12 protein-coding genes are annotated in these 14,575 nt (G+C 69.9%); 4 read left to right on the top strand and 8 right to left on the bottom strand.

Features of this window, described 5'->3' with window-relative positions:
• Positions 1-169: 169 nt before the first annotated feature.
• The 4 genes from pafA to AC0VYD_RS16000 form a co-directional block, all read right to left on the bottom strand.
• A complete protein-coding gene (gene pafA, locus AC0VYD_RS15985) occupies positions 170-1,528 on the bottom strand; it encodes a Pup--protein ligase (protein WP_191271715.1) in 1,359 nt (452 codons plus the stop codon).
• 113 nt (positions 1,529-1,641) lie between these two features.
• Positions 1,642-2,397, bottom strand: coding sequence for a proteasome subunit alpha (prcA, locus tag AC0VYD_RS15990; RefSeq protein WP_475476325.1), 756 nt, complete (start codon positions 2,395-2,397; stop codon positions 1,642-1,644).
• A 55-nt stretch (positions 2,398-2,452) separates the two neighbouring features.
• Positions 2,453-3,298: a proteasome subunit beta gene (prcB, locus tag AC0VYD_RS15995; RefSeq protein ID WP_475476326.1), complete on the bottom strand. Its 846-nt coding sequence runs from the start codon at positions 3,296-3,298 to the stop codon at positions 2,453-2,455.
• A 169-nt stretch (positions 3,299-3,467) separates the two neighbouring features.
• Positions 3,468-3,668 carry a ubiquitin-like protein Pup gene (locus AC0VYD_RS16000; RefSeq protein WP_475476327.1) on the bottom strand — a complete coding sequence of 67 codons (201 nt, stop codon included), beginning with the start codon at positions 3,666-3,668 and terminating at the stop codon, positions 3,468-3,470.
• Positions 3,669-4,663: 995 nt separating this feature from the next.
• Here AC0VYD_RS16000 and AC0VYD_RS16005 point away from each other — a divergent pair.
• The gene (locus AC0VYD_RS16005; RefSeq protein WP_475476328.1) at positions 4,664-5,818 is read left to right on the top strand and encodes a S1 family peptidase; all 1,155 of its coding nucleotides are present in this window, start codon (positions 4,664-4,666) and stop codon (positions 5,816-5,818) included.
• Positions 5,819-6,037: 219 nt separating this feature from the next.
• Here the strand turns inward: AC0VYD_RS16005 and dop are convergent, their stop codons facing one another.
• From dop to AC0VYD_RS16020, 3 genes are all read right to left on the bottom strand, one after another.
• On the bottom strand, positions 6,038-7,561 hold the full coding sequence (dop, locus tag AC0VYD_RS16010; RefSeq protein ID WP_475476329.1) for a depupylase/deamidase Dop: 1,524 nt from the start codon (positions 7,559-7,561) through the stop codon (positions 6,038-6,040).
• A gap of 367 nt (positions 7,562-7,928) precedes the next feature.
• Positions 7,929-9,698, bottom strand: a complete 1,770-nt coding sequence (arc, locus tag AC0VYD_RS16015) for a proteasome ATPase (RefSeq protein ID WP_473039162.1) — start codon at positions 9,696-9,698, stop codon at positions 7,929-7,931.
• A gap of 307 nt (positions 9,699-10,005) precedes the next feature.
• Positions 10,006-10,977, bottom strand: coding sequence for a tRNA (adenine-N1)-methyltransferase (locus AC0VYD_RS16020; protein ID WP_475476330.1), 972 nt, complete (start codon positions 10,975-10,977; stop codon positions 10,006-10,008).
• A 196-nt stretch (positions 10,978-11,173) separates the two neighbouring features.
• Here AC0VYD_RS16020 and ppgK point away from each other — a divergent pair, with 196 nt between their 5' ends.
• Positions 11,174-11,962, top strand: a complete 789-nt coding sequence (gene ppgK / locus AC0VYD_RS16025) for a polyphosphate--glucose phosphotransferase (RefSeq protein WP_475476331.1) — start codon at positions 11,174-11,176, stop codon at positions 11,960-11,962.
• Between the two features lie 237 nt (positions 11,963-12,199).
• On the opposite strand, the gene AC0VYD_RS16030 is transcribed toward ppgK, so the two are convergent.
• A complete protein-coding gene (locus tag AC0VYD_RS16030; RefSeq protein WP_475476332.1) occupies positions 12,200-12,580 on the bottom strand; it encodes a hypothetical protein in 381 nt (126 codons plus the stop codon).
• Between the two features lie 169 nt (positions 12,581-12,749).
• Here AC0VYD_RS16030 and AC0VYD_RS16035 point away from each other — a divergent pair, with 169 nt between their 5' ends.
• Together AC0VYD_RS16035 and AC0VYD_RS16040 are read left to right on the top strand one after the other, a co-directional pair.
• Complete coding sequence (locus tag AC0VYD_RS16035; protein ID WP_475476333.1) at positions 12,750-14,063, top strand: helix-turn-helix domain-containing protein; 1,314 nt, start codon at positions 12,750-12,752, stop codon at positions 14,061-14,063.
• A gap of 32 nt (positions 14,064-14,095) precedes the next feature.
• Positions 14,096-14,569: a DNA-processing protein DprA gene (locus AC0VYD_RS16040; protein WP_475476334.1), complete on the top strand. Its 474-nt coding sequence runs from the start codon at positions 14,096-14,098 to the stop codon at positions 14,567-14,569.
• The last annotated feature ends 6 nt before the right edge of the window (positions 14,570-14,575 follow it).

The raw sequence follows: 14,575 nt of genomic DNA on the forward strand, positions 1-14,575 counted from the left end.
GCTCAGGACAGGGTCACACTACCGAACAGTCGGAGTGCGGCCAGCCCCCCGGGAGCACCCATCCGGGGAATTTCGGCCGGAGGGAGGGTGAGCGGTGGCCGCTCCGAAAGCGGGGCCCCGCGGGAAACCGTCTCCGGTCCGCCCGCGGAGCCCCGCCCGCACGCCGGTGTCACATGCCCGCGATCAGCTTCTCCACCCGTTCGTCCACGGACTTGAAGGGGTCCTTGCACAGCACGGTGCGCTGCGCCTGGTCGTTGAGTTTGAGGTGGACCCAGTCGACGGTGAAGTCCCGCCGCTGTTCCTGGGCCCTGCGGATGAACTCGCCGCGCAGCCGGGCGCGGGTGGTCTGCGGGGGCACCGACTTGGCCTCGAAGATCTTCAGGTCCTCGACGACCCGGTCCATCTGCCCGCGCTGCTGCATCAGGTAGAACAGACCCCGCTCACGGTGGATGTCGTGGTAGGTGAGGTCGAGCTGGGCCACCCTCGGAGAGGACAGGGAGAGGTCGTGCCTGTCCCGGTAGCGTTCCAGCAGCAGGTACTTGGCGACCCAGTCGATCTCCCGGGAGACCGTCTCCAGGTTCTGGGTCTCGACCGCCTCCAGGGTGCGCTGCCACAGGTCCAGGATGCGCTTGCCCACGGCGTCGGTCCCGTGCCGGTCCACGTAGCTCTGTACCTTGTCCAGGTACTCGCGCTGGATCTCCAGTGCGCTGGCCTCGCGGCCGTTGGCCAGGCGCACCTTGCGGCGGCCGGTCATGTCGTGGCTGATCTCGCGGATCGCCCGGATGGGGTTCTCCAGGGTGTAGTCCCGCATGACGACCCCGGCCTCGATCATCCGCAGCACCAGGTCGGTGGAGCCCAGCTTGAGGAGGGTGGTGGTCTCGCTCATGTTGGAGTCGCCCACGATGACGTGCAGACGGCGGAACCGCTCGGCGTCGGCGTGGGGTTCGTCCCGGGTGTTGATGATGGGGCGGGAGCGCGTCGTCGCCGAGGACACGCCCTCCCAGATGTGCTCGGCGCGCTGGCTGACGCAGAACAGCGCGCCCCGGGGGGTCTGGAGCACCTTGCCTGCGCCGCAGATGATCTGCCGGGTGACCAGGAAGGGGATGAGGACGTCGGCGAGACGGCCGAACTCCCCGTGCCGGCCGACGAGGTAGTTCTCGTGGCACCCGTAGGAGTTGCCCGCCGAGTCGGTGTTGTTCTTGAACAGGTAGATGTCCCCGGCGATGCCCTCCTCGTGCAGGCGCTGCTCGGCGTCGACCTGCAGCCCCTCCAGAATGCGCTCGCCGGCCTTGTCGTGGGCCACCAGGTCCACGAGGCTGTCGCACTCGGGGGTGGCGTACTCGGGGTGGCTGCCCACGTCCAGGTACAGGCGGGCGCCGTTGCGCAGGAACACGTTGCTGCTGCGCCCCCAGGAGACCACCCGCCGGAACAGGTAACGGGCGACCTCGTCCGGCGACAGGCGGCGCTGCCCCCGGAAGGTGCACGTGACCCCGTACTCGTTCTCCAGCCCGAAGATCCGTCGTTCCACGCGGCCTCACCAACTTCCCGTCACCGTGGGGTGGACGACGGGGCCGCGTCGCCCACACCCGCCCGGACGGTGCGGCACCCGGGCGGCGCCGCACCGTGGTCATCGCTTACAGGTCACTCGTCGGCCCCGTCCCCGGTGCCGTTCCCGCCGCCGGAGGCGTTCTCGGCCGTTCCCCGCTTGCCCTCCGCGATGAGGGAGGCCAGGCGGCTGCCGTGGATGCGGCGGAACTTGCGGTGGTGCCTGTCCCGCTCCAGGACGGCGACCTCCAGGTTGGTGGCCTCCAGTTCACGTTCCTCGCCGTTCTCGTGGGCGAGGGCGTGGGTGGCCGAGTTCAGGGCGGCACTGAGCGGAGCGTCCGCGGAGAACCGGTCCTTGAGCTGTGTGGACACGTGCTCGGAGGAGCCGCCCACCGCGACGAAGCCCTGCTCGTCGACGATGGAGCCGTCGAAGGTGATCCGGTAGATCTCGTCGTCGGCCGCGGTGTCGCCGACCTCGGCGACGACGATCTCGACCTCCCAGGGCTTGAGGCTCTCGCTGAAGACGGTGCCCAGGGTCTGGGCGTAGATGTTGGCGAGCTGGCGGCCGCTGACGTCACGGCGGTCGAACTGGTAACCGCGCACGTCGGCGAAGCGGACGCCCATGAGGCGTAGGTTCTCGAACTCGGGATAGCGGCCGACCGCGGCGAAACCGATGCGGTCGTAGATCTCACTGATCTTGTGCAGGGTGCGGGACATGTTGTCCGCCACCATCAGGATTCCGCCCTCGTACTGCAGGACGACGGCGCTGCGGCCGCGCGCGATGCCCTTGCGCGCGTAGTCCGCCTTGTCCTTCATCTGCTGTTCGGGGGCGACGTAGAACGGCATCGACACCGCGGATCGTTCCTTACCTAGTCGGGAGAGGTCTGTCGTGGGGGCTGCGGCCGGCTCAGCCCAGCCGGGCGGTGGGGCCGTCGGGATCGGCGGCCCGCCCCTCGACCACCTCCGTGGCCAGCCGGGCGACCTCCTCGGCGGAGATCCGCCGGTGTCCGTCCCCGGTGATGACGTCGACGAGGGGGAAGATCTTGCGGTGCAGGTCGGGGCCGCCGGTGGCGGAGTCGTCGTCGGCGGCGTCGTAGAGCGACTCCAACGCCACCCTGATCGCCGTGGTCTCGTCCAGGTCCTCCCGGTAGAGCTTCTTCATGGAGCCCCTGGCGTAGACCGACCCGGAACCGATGGAGTGGTAGCGGTGCTCCTCGTAGCGGCCGCCCACCGCGTCGTAGCTGAAGACCCTCCCCTGTTCGGTGTTCTCGTCGAAACCGACCAGCAGGGGGATCACGACAAAGCCCTGCATGGCCATGCCGAGGTTGCCGCGGACCATCTGGGCGAGCTTGTTCGCCTTGCCCTCCAGGGAGAGGGAACGGCCCTCCAGCTTCTCGTAGTGCTCCAGCTCGACCTGGTAGAGCTTGGCCATCTCGATGCCGATTCCGGCCGAACCGGCGATGGCCACCGCGGAGAACTCGTCCGTCCGGTAGAGCTTGTCCATGTCACGGTTGGCGATGACGTTGCCCTGGGTGGCACGTCGGTCACCGGCCAGCAGTACGCCCCCGGGGAAGGTCAGGGCGACGATGGTCGTCGCGTCCGGGGTGAGGTGCTCGGTGGTGCCGCCGCCCGTGCCCAGGTGCTGCCCGGGGAGCAGTTCGGGGTTGACCTCCCGAAGAAACTCGGTGAAGGACGAGGTCCCCGCACTCATGAAAGCGGCCGACATCCGTCCGCCCTCGAAACCTTCGAACACGCGACTCCCTCCACTCGCGCCCCACCCCGTCTCGGGGGCGGGTGGGGCGCCTGTCGTCCGTCTGTCTGTCAGTCTGCGGGCCGGGAGTGACCCGGCCGATGGGGTTGACCCTAACTCCGCGCACCCCGGGGTCAGCGGCGCCCGGGTGCGCTGTCAGCGAACCCGGAGGTCACTGACCGCCCTTCTGCACGAACTGCCGCACGAAGTCCTCGGCGTTGCTCTCCAGCACGTCGTCGATCTCGTCCAGGATGTCGTCGACGTCCTCGTCCAGCTGTTCGTTGCGCTCCTGGGCCTCAGTCGCGGCCTCGGTCTCCTCGACCTCCTCGTCGCGGCGGGACGAGTGCTTCTGACCACCGTTGTCGTTCGCCATCGCTCACTACCTCCCGTTCGGGGCTCTCGCCCTTATCTTGGCCCAACAGCACCCGGCTCAACCCCCTTCCCGGAGCCCGATACCCGCTAGTTACCTCGAATCGTCCCGTGTTCGCGCACACCGGGCGCAGCGGGGGCGCGGATCCGCCTCGGGCGTGTCCCGGCCGGGGGCCGGGGCCGGGCGGTGCGCACGCTTCGCAGACGCGGCTCCGCAGCCCGTGCTCCAGGCGTCCCTTCACCGGGGACGAGGGCGGGCGCCCCGCCCACCGGAAACCGGGAATACCCGTGCACCCTCGTTCCTATGATCCGATTTCCCCGTGGACGAACGGCCGATTCCCCGGAATTTCGCCGCCCGGCACGGGTAATCGCCCCCGACGGGGCCGCGGACACCGGCTCCTCCACCGCCCGGGCGGCATCCGGGGGGAGACCGAACAGGCGCCCCGGACGAAGGCCGATGCCCGTTGGCGAGGCGCACCCGAAGGGCGCGGACGCCGTTCCGCCGGGCTCGCGGCCTCCGGCAGTCCGAACGGCGGGGGACGTGCGGCGGGCGGGGCACTCGAACGGTCCGTCGACCCGACGCCCCCGTCCGCATCAGCGCACGGGGGCTTCCCCGTGCGCCAGGGGGACCAATCACGCCCCCCTGACCACGGGTGTTACGACTGTGTGTCCGGACGAACACGTTTGGTACGTGGTACCACTGTCCGGATGTGGCCAGAAAACCCCCCTTGCGCTCAGCGCCCGAATTCATTGGGTAACGGTTCGGCTCCGACAACCTCAAGGTGGGCCACCACGCGGACACGTTCCGCGACCGCCTTTGGGCCCGTCATCGGATCTCCCCATACCGAACTGAATGCTTCATCGTTCTGACGGTCTTTCCCTCACCAAAACGTGCACCTATGGTTAGGCGTTGTTTACCGGATGTCTCGGTGAACAAAGGGGGCCGCAGAGTATTCGGCCCCGATCCCCCGTCAATTCCCCCCAGGAGAGTAGGGACCAATGAGACCCTCCCCCGTTGTCTCCGCAATCGGCACCGGAGCCCTTGCCTTCGGCATGGTTCTGGCCGCCGCCCCGGGAGCCCTCGCGGCCCCCGGACCGCTACCCCAGTCACCCTCCCCCGAAGCCGAAGCCGTCTCCATGCAGGAGGCGCTCGAGCGTGACCTCGGCCTCACCCCGTTCGAGGCCGAGGAACTCCTCACCGCCCAGGACACCGCCACCGAGGTCGACGAGGCCGCGGCCGAGGCCGCCGGAGACGCCTACGGCGGCTCCGTGTTCGACACCGACAGCATGGAACTGACCGTCCTGGTCACGGACAGCGCCGCGGTCGAAGCCGTGGAGGCCGCCGGCGCCGAGGCCGAGGTGGTCTCGCACGGCACCGAAGGCCTGGACGCGATCGTGCAGGACCTCAACGAGGCGGACGCCGAGCCCGGCGTGGTCGGCTGGTACCCGGACGTGGAGGGCGACACCGTCGTCCTGGAAGTCCTGGAGGGCTCCGGCGCCGACGTGGACGCCCTCCTCGCCGACGCGGGCGTGGACGCCTCCGCCGTCGAGGTGACCACCACCAGCAAGCAGCCCGAGATGTACGCCAACATCATCGGCGGTCTCGCCTACTACATGGGCGGCCGCTGCTCGGTGGGCTTCCCCGCCACCAACTCCTCCGGCCAGCCCGGCTTCGTCACCGCCGGACACTGCGGCACCGTGGGCACCCAGGTCACCATCGGCAACGGCCGGGGCGTCTTCGAGCGCTCCGTCTTCCCGGGCAACGACGCCGCCTTCGTCCGGGGCACGTCCAACTTCACGCTGACCAACCTGGTCAGCCGCTACAACAGCGGCGGCTACGCCACCGTCTCGGGCTCCAGCCAGGCGCCCATCGGCTCCTCCGTCTGCCGCTCCGGCTCCACCACCGGCTGGCACTGCGGGACCATCCAGGCCCGCGGCCAGTCCGTGAGCTACCCCCAGGGCACCGTGTACAACATGACCCGGACCAACGTGTGCGCCGAGCCCGGCGACTCCGGCGGTTCGTTCATCTCCGGCAGCCAGGCCCAGGGCGTCACCTCGGGCGGCTCCGGCAACTGCACCTGGGGCGGCACCACCTACTACCAGGAGGTCAACCCGGCGCTGAACTCCTGGGGCATCCAGCTGAGGACCAGCTAACCCCCCGGCAGCACCGAACCCGTGCCCCCGTCCGCCCCGCGGACGGGGGCACCCGCGTTCCCGCGCCCGCCACCCTCCGCCGGACGGGGGAACACGGGGCGAACACCCGGACGGTCCCGGCCCCGAGCGCCTGCGCGGCGTCCGGGGCGGACGTCGCGATCGGGGCGGGCGTCGCGATCGGGGAGGTGCGCTCCGCGGGGCGCACCTCCCCGGCCGGTCTCAGCCCCGGCGTCCTCCGGCCAGGACCGCCACCAGGTCCGCTGCGGTGGCGGAGGCGTCCAGGAGCCCGCCCACGTGCTCCTTGGTCCCCCTGCGCGGCTCCAGGGTGGGGACGCGCTGCAGGGAGTCGTAACCCGGCAGGTCGAAGATCACCGAGTCCCAGGAGGCCGCGGCCACCTCGTCGGCGTACTTGGCCAGGCAGCGCCCCCGGAAGTAGGCACGGGTGTCCTCCGGCGGTTCGGTGACGGCCCGGTTGACCTCGGAGTCCTCCACCAGGCGCTGCATCCGGCCGCGGGCTGCCAGGCGGTTGTAGAGGCCCTTGTCCGCGCGCACGTCGGAGTACTGCAGGTCCACCAGGTGCAGGCGCGGGTGGGACCACTCCAGCCCGTCCCGGGACCGGTAGCCCTCCAGGAGCTTGAGCTTGGCGACCCAGTCCAGTTCGGTGGCCAGGCTCATCGGGTCGGAGGCCAACCGCGACAGAACCGACTCCCACCGGTCGAGCACGTCCGCGGTGTCGGGATCCACGTCGGTGCCGAACCGGTCCTCGACGTACTTGCGGGCCTGGTCCAGGTACTCGCCCTGGAGCTCCAGAGCGGTCATCCGCCGCCCGTCCCGCAACCGGACCCGGTGGGTCAGCCCCGGGTCGTGGGAGATCTCCCGCAGGTCGGCCACCGGGGTCTCCAGGGACAGGTCCGTGCTGAGGAAACCGTCCTCGATCATCGACAGCACCAGCGCGGTGGTCCCCAGCTTGAGGTAGGTGGAGATCTCGCTCATGTTGGCGTCACCGATGATGACGTGCAGGCGCCGGTACTGGTCGGGGTCGGCGTGGGGTTCGTCCCGTGTGTTGATGATGGGACGCTTCAGGGTCGTCTCCAGGCCCACCTCGACCTCGAAGAAGTCGGCCCGCTGCGAGATCTGGAAACCGCTGCCCTGGCCGTCCGCGCCGATCCCGACCTTGCCCGCGCCGCACACCACCTGGCGGGAGACGAAGAACGGGATCAGGTGCCGGACGATGTCCCCGAAGGGCGTGGACCGGTGCATCAGGTAGTTCTCGTGGCAGCCGTAGGAGGCGCCCTTGTTGTCGGTGTTGTTCTTGTACAGCTGGATCGGCTCTATCCCCGGGGTGGCCGCGGCCCGGGCCGCGGCATCGGCCATCACCCTCTCTCCGGCCTTGTCCCACAGGACGGCGTCGCGCGGGTTGGTGACCTCGGGGGCCGAGTACTCGGGGTGGGCGTGGTCCACGTACAGGCGCGCGCCGTTGGTGAGGATGACGTTGGCCAGCCCCAGGTCCTCGTCGGTCAACTGGGTGGGATCGGCGACCTCGCGTGCCAGGTCGAACCCGCGGGCGTCGCGCAGCGGGTTCTCCTCCTCGAAGTCCCAGCGGGCCTTCCTGGCCCGGGCCGCCGAGGCGGCCAGGTAGGCGTTGACCACCTGGGTGGAGGTGACCATCGCGTTGGCCCCGGGGTTTCCCGGCACGGAGATCCCGTATTCGGTCTCGATACCCATAATCCGCCGCACACTCATGGTGAGAGGTTATCCGCCAGAGACCGGTCTTGAACGCTTCCGCGCCAATTGTGGCCTAAGCGCCGTCTTCCCGGGCGTTTCAAAAGGGCTCAGATGACCGTGTCGACGCAGGTCGGAGCCACTTCGCTTGGATTCGCAGCAAAACCGCGACCAGTGCCGCACAAGCCCCGGCCAAACGGTTCGGTTGGACCTACCAACGGGTGTTATCCGGCAGGCCGGGCGGACGGGCGGGAACCCGAGTCGGAGACGGACTCGTCCCTTCCCCGGAAACGACACGGTGGCCGCAACCCCCGAAGTCAGGGTGTTGCGGCCACCGCTGGAGCCCGGAACACGGGCCCCGAAAGGCGGACACGGCGGCGGAGCGCCGTTACAGGTACTGGCCGGTGTTGGCGACGGTGTCGATGGACCGACCGGAGTCGGCGCCCTTCTTGCCGGTCACCAGGGTCCGGATGTAGACGATGCGCTCGCCCTTCTTGCCGGAGATCCGGGCCCAGTCGTCCGGGTTGGTGGTGTTGGGCAGGTCCTCGTTCTCGCTGAACTCGTCCACGCAGGCCTGCAACAGGTGCGACACCCGGAGCCCCTTGGACTGGTGGTCGATGTAGTCCTTGATCGCCATCTTCTTGGCCCGCGAGACGATGTTCTCGATCATCGCGCCGGAGTTGAAGTCCTTGAAGTACAGGACCTCCTTGTCACCGTTGGCGTAGGTGACCTCCAGGAAGCGGTTCTCCTCACCCTCGGTGTACATCCGCTCCACGACCCGCTGGATCATGGCGTCCACCGTGGCCGAGGCCGAACCGCCGTGTTCGGCGAGGTCGTCCTCGTGCAGCGGCAGCCCGTCGGTGATGTACTTGCCGAAGATGTCCCGGGCGCCCTCGGCGTCGGGCCGCTCGACCTTGATCTTGACGTCCAGGCGGCCGGGCCGCAGGATCGCCGGGTCGATCATGTCCTCACGGTTGGAGGCGCCGATGACGATGACGTTCTCCAGCCCCTCCACACCGTCGATCTCGCTGAGCATCTGCGGGACGATGGTGTTCTCCACGTCGGAGGACACACCCGAACCGCGGACCCGGAAGACCGAGTCCATCTCGTCGAAGAACACGATGACCGGGGTGCCCTCGGAGGCCTTCTCCCTGGCACGCTGGAAGACCAGGCGGATGTGCCGCTCGGTCTCGCCCACGTACTTGTTCAGCAGCTCCGGGCCCTTGATGTTGAGGAAGAAGCTCTTGCCGACGTCACGGCCGGTGCGCTCGGCGACCCGCTTGGCCAGCGAGTTGGCGACGGCCTTGGCGATGAGCGTCTTACCGCACCCGGGCGGGCCGTAGAGCAGCACGCCCTTGGGCGGGGTGAGCTCGTGTTCCCGGAACAGGTCCTTGTAGAGGAAGGGCAGTTCGACCGCGTCGCGGATCATCTCGATCTGCCCCGACAGGCCACCGATGTCGGTGTAGGAGATGTCGGGCACCTCCTCGAGGATGAGCTCCTCGACCTCGGACTTGGGGATCCTCTCGTACACGTACCCCGAACGGGGCTCCAACAGCAGTGAGTCACCGGGCCGGATGGGCTCGTCCCGCAACGGCTCCGCCAACCGGACGATCTTCTCGTCGTCGTGGTGCGAGATCACCAGTGCCCGCTCACCGTCCTCGAGGACCTCCTTGAGCAGGACGACCTCGCCGACGGTCTCGAACGACTCCACCTCGACGACGTTGAACGCCTCGTTGAGCATGACCTCCTGGCCGGGGCGCAGGTTGTCCATGTCCACGGAGGGACTGACGTTGACCCGCATCTTGCGGCCGTTGGTGAAGATCTCGACGGTCTCGTCGTCGCGGGACCCAAGGTAGACACCGAAGCCCGACGGTGGCTGTGCGAGCCGGTCGACCTCCTCCTTGAGTGCCACGATCTGCTCGCGCGCCTCCTTGAGTGTGGAGACGAGCCGTTCGTTCTGCCCGTTCGCGGCGGCTAGGTCGGCCTGGGCCTCCCGCAACCGCTCCTCCAGCAGACGCACATGTCGGGGCGAGTCGGCGAGCTTACGCCGAACCACGCTGAGTTCCTTTTCCATGTAGGAGACCTGGGCCGTGAGTTCAGCGACTTCACGGTCCCGGTCGCTCTGACGCTCGTCTTCGCGCTCGGCCACGTCCGCCACCTCCCTATGAGAAGGACGACTACTCGGGGTCCTACCTAACCTGTCCCTTTCCTAACCTTCAAGTTTCGGAGAGTGTCGCGGGCCTCCTGTCGAGACCCTGCGTAGGCACAGGTCACAGTGGTGACGAGCGACCCGGCGTAATGAGAAAGTAACCTCCGTGGCGGGCCCGGGGCAAGTGCCGACCAGGCGCCGCGGCGCGTTCCGGCGGCCGCGGACGCCTCCCACGACCTCCCCGGGACAGGCCGGGGCCCGCCCGGACACAGTTCCGGACGGGCCCCGGGGGACCACGTTCACCCGCGGACCGCTCTCACTCCCGGTTCTCGGCGCTCCCCTCGTCCGGAGCCCCCGCCGAGGGCTCGACGGCGGGCGCGGCGGGCGCGGCCGCCTTCGCACCCGCGTCGGCGGCGGCCCTGGCCGCCTCGTAGTCCTTGCCGTAGGCGCCCTTGGCCGGGCGGCGCCGGCGCTCGGGCGCCTCCACCCCGTCGGCCAGACGGCGCGCGGTCACCAGGAAACCGGTGTGGCCGATCATCCGGTGGTCCGGGCGCACCGCCAGGCCCTCCACGTGCCAGGTGCGCAGCATGGTCTCCCAGGAGCGCGGCTCGTAGAAGCGGTCGTCCTCGCGCAACTCCTCCACCACCCGGGAGAGCTGGGTGGTGGTGGCCACGTAGCAGCACACCAGGCCACCGGGGATCAACGCCCCGGCGACCGCGTCCAGGCACTCCCAGGGAGCGAGCATGTCCAGGAAGACCCGGTCCACCTCGGTCTCGTCGAGCTCCTCGACCAGGTCGCCCACGGTGAGTTTCCAGGCCGGGTGCGGACCGCCGTAGAACCTCTCCACGTTCTTACGGGCGATCTCCGCGAAGTCCGCGCGGCGCTCGTAGGAGTGGACCATGCCCTGTTCACCGACCGCACGCAGCAGCCAGTTGGACATGGCGCCCGATCCGGCTCCGGCCTCGACCACCCGGGCGCCCGGGAAGATGTCGGCCTCGACCATGACCTGGGCGGCGTCCTTGGGGTAGACGATGGTCGCACCACGCTTCATGGAGAGCGTGTAGTCGATGAGCAGGGGGCGCAGCGCCACGTAGGCCGTGCCGGTGTTGGAGCGCACCACACTGCCTTCGGGTTCGCCGATGAGGTCGTCGTGGTCGACCTTGCCCTTGTGCGAGTGGAAGGCTCCACCCTCACGCAGTGTGATGGTGTGCATGCGACCCTTCGGGTCGGTCAACTGCACGGTGTCGCCGTCGGTGAAGGGGCCGCGGCGGCCATGGATACCGGTCAACGTCGCTCTCGTCTTCCCACGTCGCGTTTGGTCAGGGCAGTCGCCCAGCGTATCGGCCCCGCGCCACCAGGACGAACCGGCGGCCCCGCAGCGCGTTCACGGAAAGCGTGCGAAGGACCCTCCCCTGGGGCAGGATCAGGCGTGTGGCACCGCCACCTCCCCATACGGCAACGAGGACCAACAGGAGACACCACCCATGTCACAGCAGACCACGGGCCTGGGAATCGACATCGGCGGCAGCGGCATCAAGGGCGCTCCGGTCGACCTGGTCTCCGGCGAGTTCCTCCGGGACCGCCTGAAGATCCTCACCCCCGAGCACGCCGGCCCCGACGAGGTGGCACAGGTCGTGGGCGAGATCGCCGCGCACTTCCCCGAGACCGCGCAAACCCCCCTGGGGATCACCTTTCCCGGAGTGGTGCAGGGCGGGGTGGTGCGCACCGCCGCGAACCTGCACAAAAGCTGGATCGGCACCGACGCCCGGACCCTGTTCTCCGAGGCCGCGGGGCGGCCGGTGCGCGTGCTCAACGACGCCGACGCCGCCGCGCTGGCGGAGAACCGCTACGGGGCCGCGAGGGACGTGGACGGGACGGTCCTGCTCACCACCCTGGGCACCGGTATCGGCACGGCTCTGGTCGTGGACGGGCGCCTGGTGCCCAACACCGAGTTCGGCCACCTGGAGGTGGACGGCCACGACGCGGAGACACGCGCCTCCTCCAGCGCCAAGGAGCGCGACGGGCTCTCCTACCACGACTGGGCCAAGAAGCGGCTCCAGCGCTACTACCGAACGGTCGAGGACCTGGTGTGGCCGGACCTGATCGTGGTGGGCGGCGGGGTGAGCCGGAAGTCGGACAAGTTCCTGCACCACCTCGACATCCGCACCCCGATCGTTCCGGCGGCGCTGCGGAACACGGCGGGCATCGTCGGAGCGGCCCTGTCCGCCGCGGACGTTCCGGGGGCCTCCGCGGCGGACCCTCGCAGGGGGTGAGGGGCGCTCGGACCAGGGGGTGGCGCCGAGTGCCCCTCAGGGGGTGGATGCCGCCGTCCCTCCTTCCCACGAAGGACGGCCCTGCTTCGGGTGTCGAACGGGTCCGGAACCCGCGCAGAGGGAGACTGGGTTCCGGGTTCACCCGGACACCGTCCCGACACCCGGGACCGTGCTCGCGCACAGCCCGCTCCCGCCCGGGCGCGGCGACTCAGCGTCCGGGCGTGTCCTCCTGCCTCCTCAGCCGTCTCTCGTCGTGACGGACAGGGCCCTCACGATCCTGCGGGCGGCGTCGGAGGTCCGAGTGACCGGGGAGAGGGGGACGCCGGACAGTGCCGGGGGGACACCATCCTGCAGGGGCCACCTCATCCACCACCAGAGATCACCCCTGTGGGGCCGCAGGAGAGCGCGTTGCGGCCGGGCCGTGGGACCGGCGTCGACGACCCCGGACACACCGTCCTCCCGCGCCTCGACCCCGCGTGCGCGCAGCTCCGCGGCCATCCCCCGCAGGGCGAGGGCGGCCGGGTCCACGCGGCACAGGGGTTCCACCGGGATACCGCGGTCCTCGTGCCCGTTTCCGGCCAGGCTCGGGTTACCCGCCGGTGGTGTCTCAACGGTCACGTGGCCTCCCTGCTTCCTCCCCGGGCCCGGCACGCGCTCCCCCGGACCAACGACTCCTCCACCTTGCCGCACCCCGAGAAGGCACGGGTACCGGTATGCGGATCACGCATCGTGCCTTCTTTTTCGCACATAGCCACCGGGAGGGCCCGGAATCCCTAACCTAAGCTGCATGTCCCAACCAGACGGCGCACTTCCCAACGACCTGTGGACCCGACCGCGCATAGCCACCGCCCTGGCCACCTGTGACATGCCGACGATCATCGAAGGCGTGCGCGTGGCGCGCGGATGGTCCCAGGGCGACCTCGCCCGTGCTCTCACCTACTCGCAGAGCTGGGTCTCCCGGGTCGTCAACGGTCAGCAGTCCCTTACCGTCAGCCAGGTCCAGGACCTCGCGCAACGGCTGGAGATCCCGCTCCACCTGCTCCGTTTCGGCGGCACCGTCAGACAGGAGGGCCACACCAGGAAGGCGGTGAACCCCACCAGACGCCGCGACTCCAGCAGGGCGGTCGCCGGGAGCACCCTCCTGGCCACGGCGCCGCGCCCCACCGGGGAGCACGAGGGGTACCACGGGGTCAACGAGACCACCGCTCCCGCACTGCGTTCCATCACCGGGGGCCAGCGCCGCATGGACGCCACCTCCTCCGCCCGCCACCTGCTGCCCGGCGCCGCCGCGCACGTGCACCTGGCCGAGCAGATGCTCGGGAACGCGCGCGGTACGCCCTTCCACACCGAACTCAGCGCGGCCGCCAGCGAGGCCTCCGGTTTCGCCGCCTGGCTGAACGCCGACCTCGGCGACATGGGCTCGGCCCGCATGCACTACCGCACGGCCGTCGTACGCGCCCGCCAGGCCGGGATGCGCCTGCTCGACGTCTACATGCTCGGCTCCCTGGCCGCCTTCGAGATCGACGTCGCCGAGGACCCCGAACTCGGACTCGGGCTGGTCCAGGAAGCCGAACACGTACTCGGCCCCTCCGCCCACCCCACCGCCCGCGCCTGGCTGGCCTGCATCAGCGCACTGGCCCACGCGGGGACCGGTGACCGCGTCTGCGCGGCCCGGGCCATCAGGCACGCCGAACGGGAGGTCGCCAGCCCGGACAACGCCCAGCCCCCCTGGCCGTGGGTGTTCGCCTTCGACGAGGCCAAGGTCGCCGGTTACCGCGCCCTGGTGGGCGTTCGGCTGCGCAGCCCGCACGAGGCCCGCGCCGCCTTCGCCGAGGCCGTGGCCCCCTCCCCGCGCAACGTCAAGCAGTCCGCCCTGCTCAAGGTCGAGCTCGCCTCCGCCCACGCCGAGGCCGGCGACGTCGACGAGGCCTTCCGGCTCGCCCAGGAGGCGCTGGCCACCGGGGTGCGTTTCGGCTCCGAGCGCGTGGTGGGCCGGGTCAGGTCCTTCCGCCGCCGCTACCGGGGTCCGGGGGCGCTGTGCGTCGAGGATCTCGACAACAGACTTTCGTCACTAGTTACCGGTACGCCCATCAGGGGGTAGAAACCCGGCGAAGCAAGCAGCAGGGAGGTTACGTGACTCGTATCGGGATCACCGGACACCGCAACCTGTCCCCTGACGTGAGCGGCGCCGTCGCCGACCTGGTCAAGGCGTACCTGGAACCGTACGGGTGCGAGATGGTGGGGCTGTCCTGCCTCGCGGACGGCGCCGACGCCGTCTTCGCGGAGGCCGTGGTGAACGCGGGAGCTCCCCTGGAGGCGATCGTCCCCGCCGCCGGGTACCGGGAGGCCCTTCCGCCCGAGCACCACCCGGTCTACGACCACCTCATGGAACAGGCCGTCCTCATCCACGAGTTACCCCACGGCGAATCAGAGCCCGGTGCCCACATGGCCGCCGGGCGGCTGCTCGTGGAGCTGTGCGACCGGCTGGTCGCGGTCTGGGACGGGCAACCCGCGCGCGGCCACGGGGGCACCGCTGACGTGGTGGCCTACGCCCGGGAACTCGACCAGCCCGTCACCGTCCTGTGGCCCGAGGGCGCCCGGCGCTGAACCGCC

The organism is Nocardiopsis sp. iso_40, from assembly GCF_056173285.1.

Excerpts from the sequence above, each read along its gene's own strand:
- AC0VYD_RS16000 (WP_475476327.1), bottom strand. The coding sequence starts at position 3,668 with ATGGCGAACGACAACGGTGGTCAGAAGCACTCGTCCCGCCGCGACGAG.
- AC0VYD_RS16005 (WP_475476328.1), top strand. The coding sequence starts at position 4,664 with ATGAGACCCTCCCCCGTTGTCTCCGCAATCGGCACCGGAGCCCTTGCC.
- dop (WP_475476329.1), bottom strand. The coding sequence starts at position 7,561 with ATGAGTGTGCGGCGGATTATGGGTATCGAGACCGAATACGGGATCTCC.
- ppgK (WP_475476331.1), top strand. The coding sequence starts at position 11,174 with ATGTCACAGCAGACCACGGGCCTGGGAATCGACATCGGCGGCAGCGGC.
- AC0VYD_RS16035 (WP_475476333.1), top strand. The coding sequence starts at position 12,750 with ATGTCCCAACCAGACGGCGCACTTCCCAACGACCTGTGGACCCGACCG.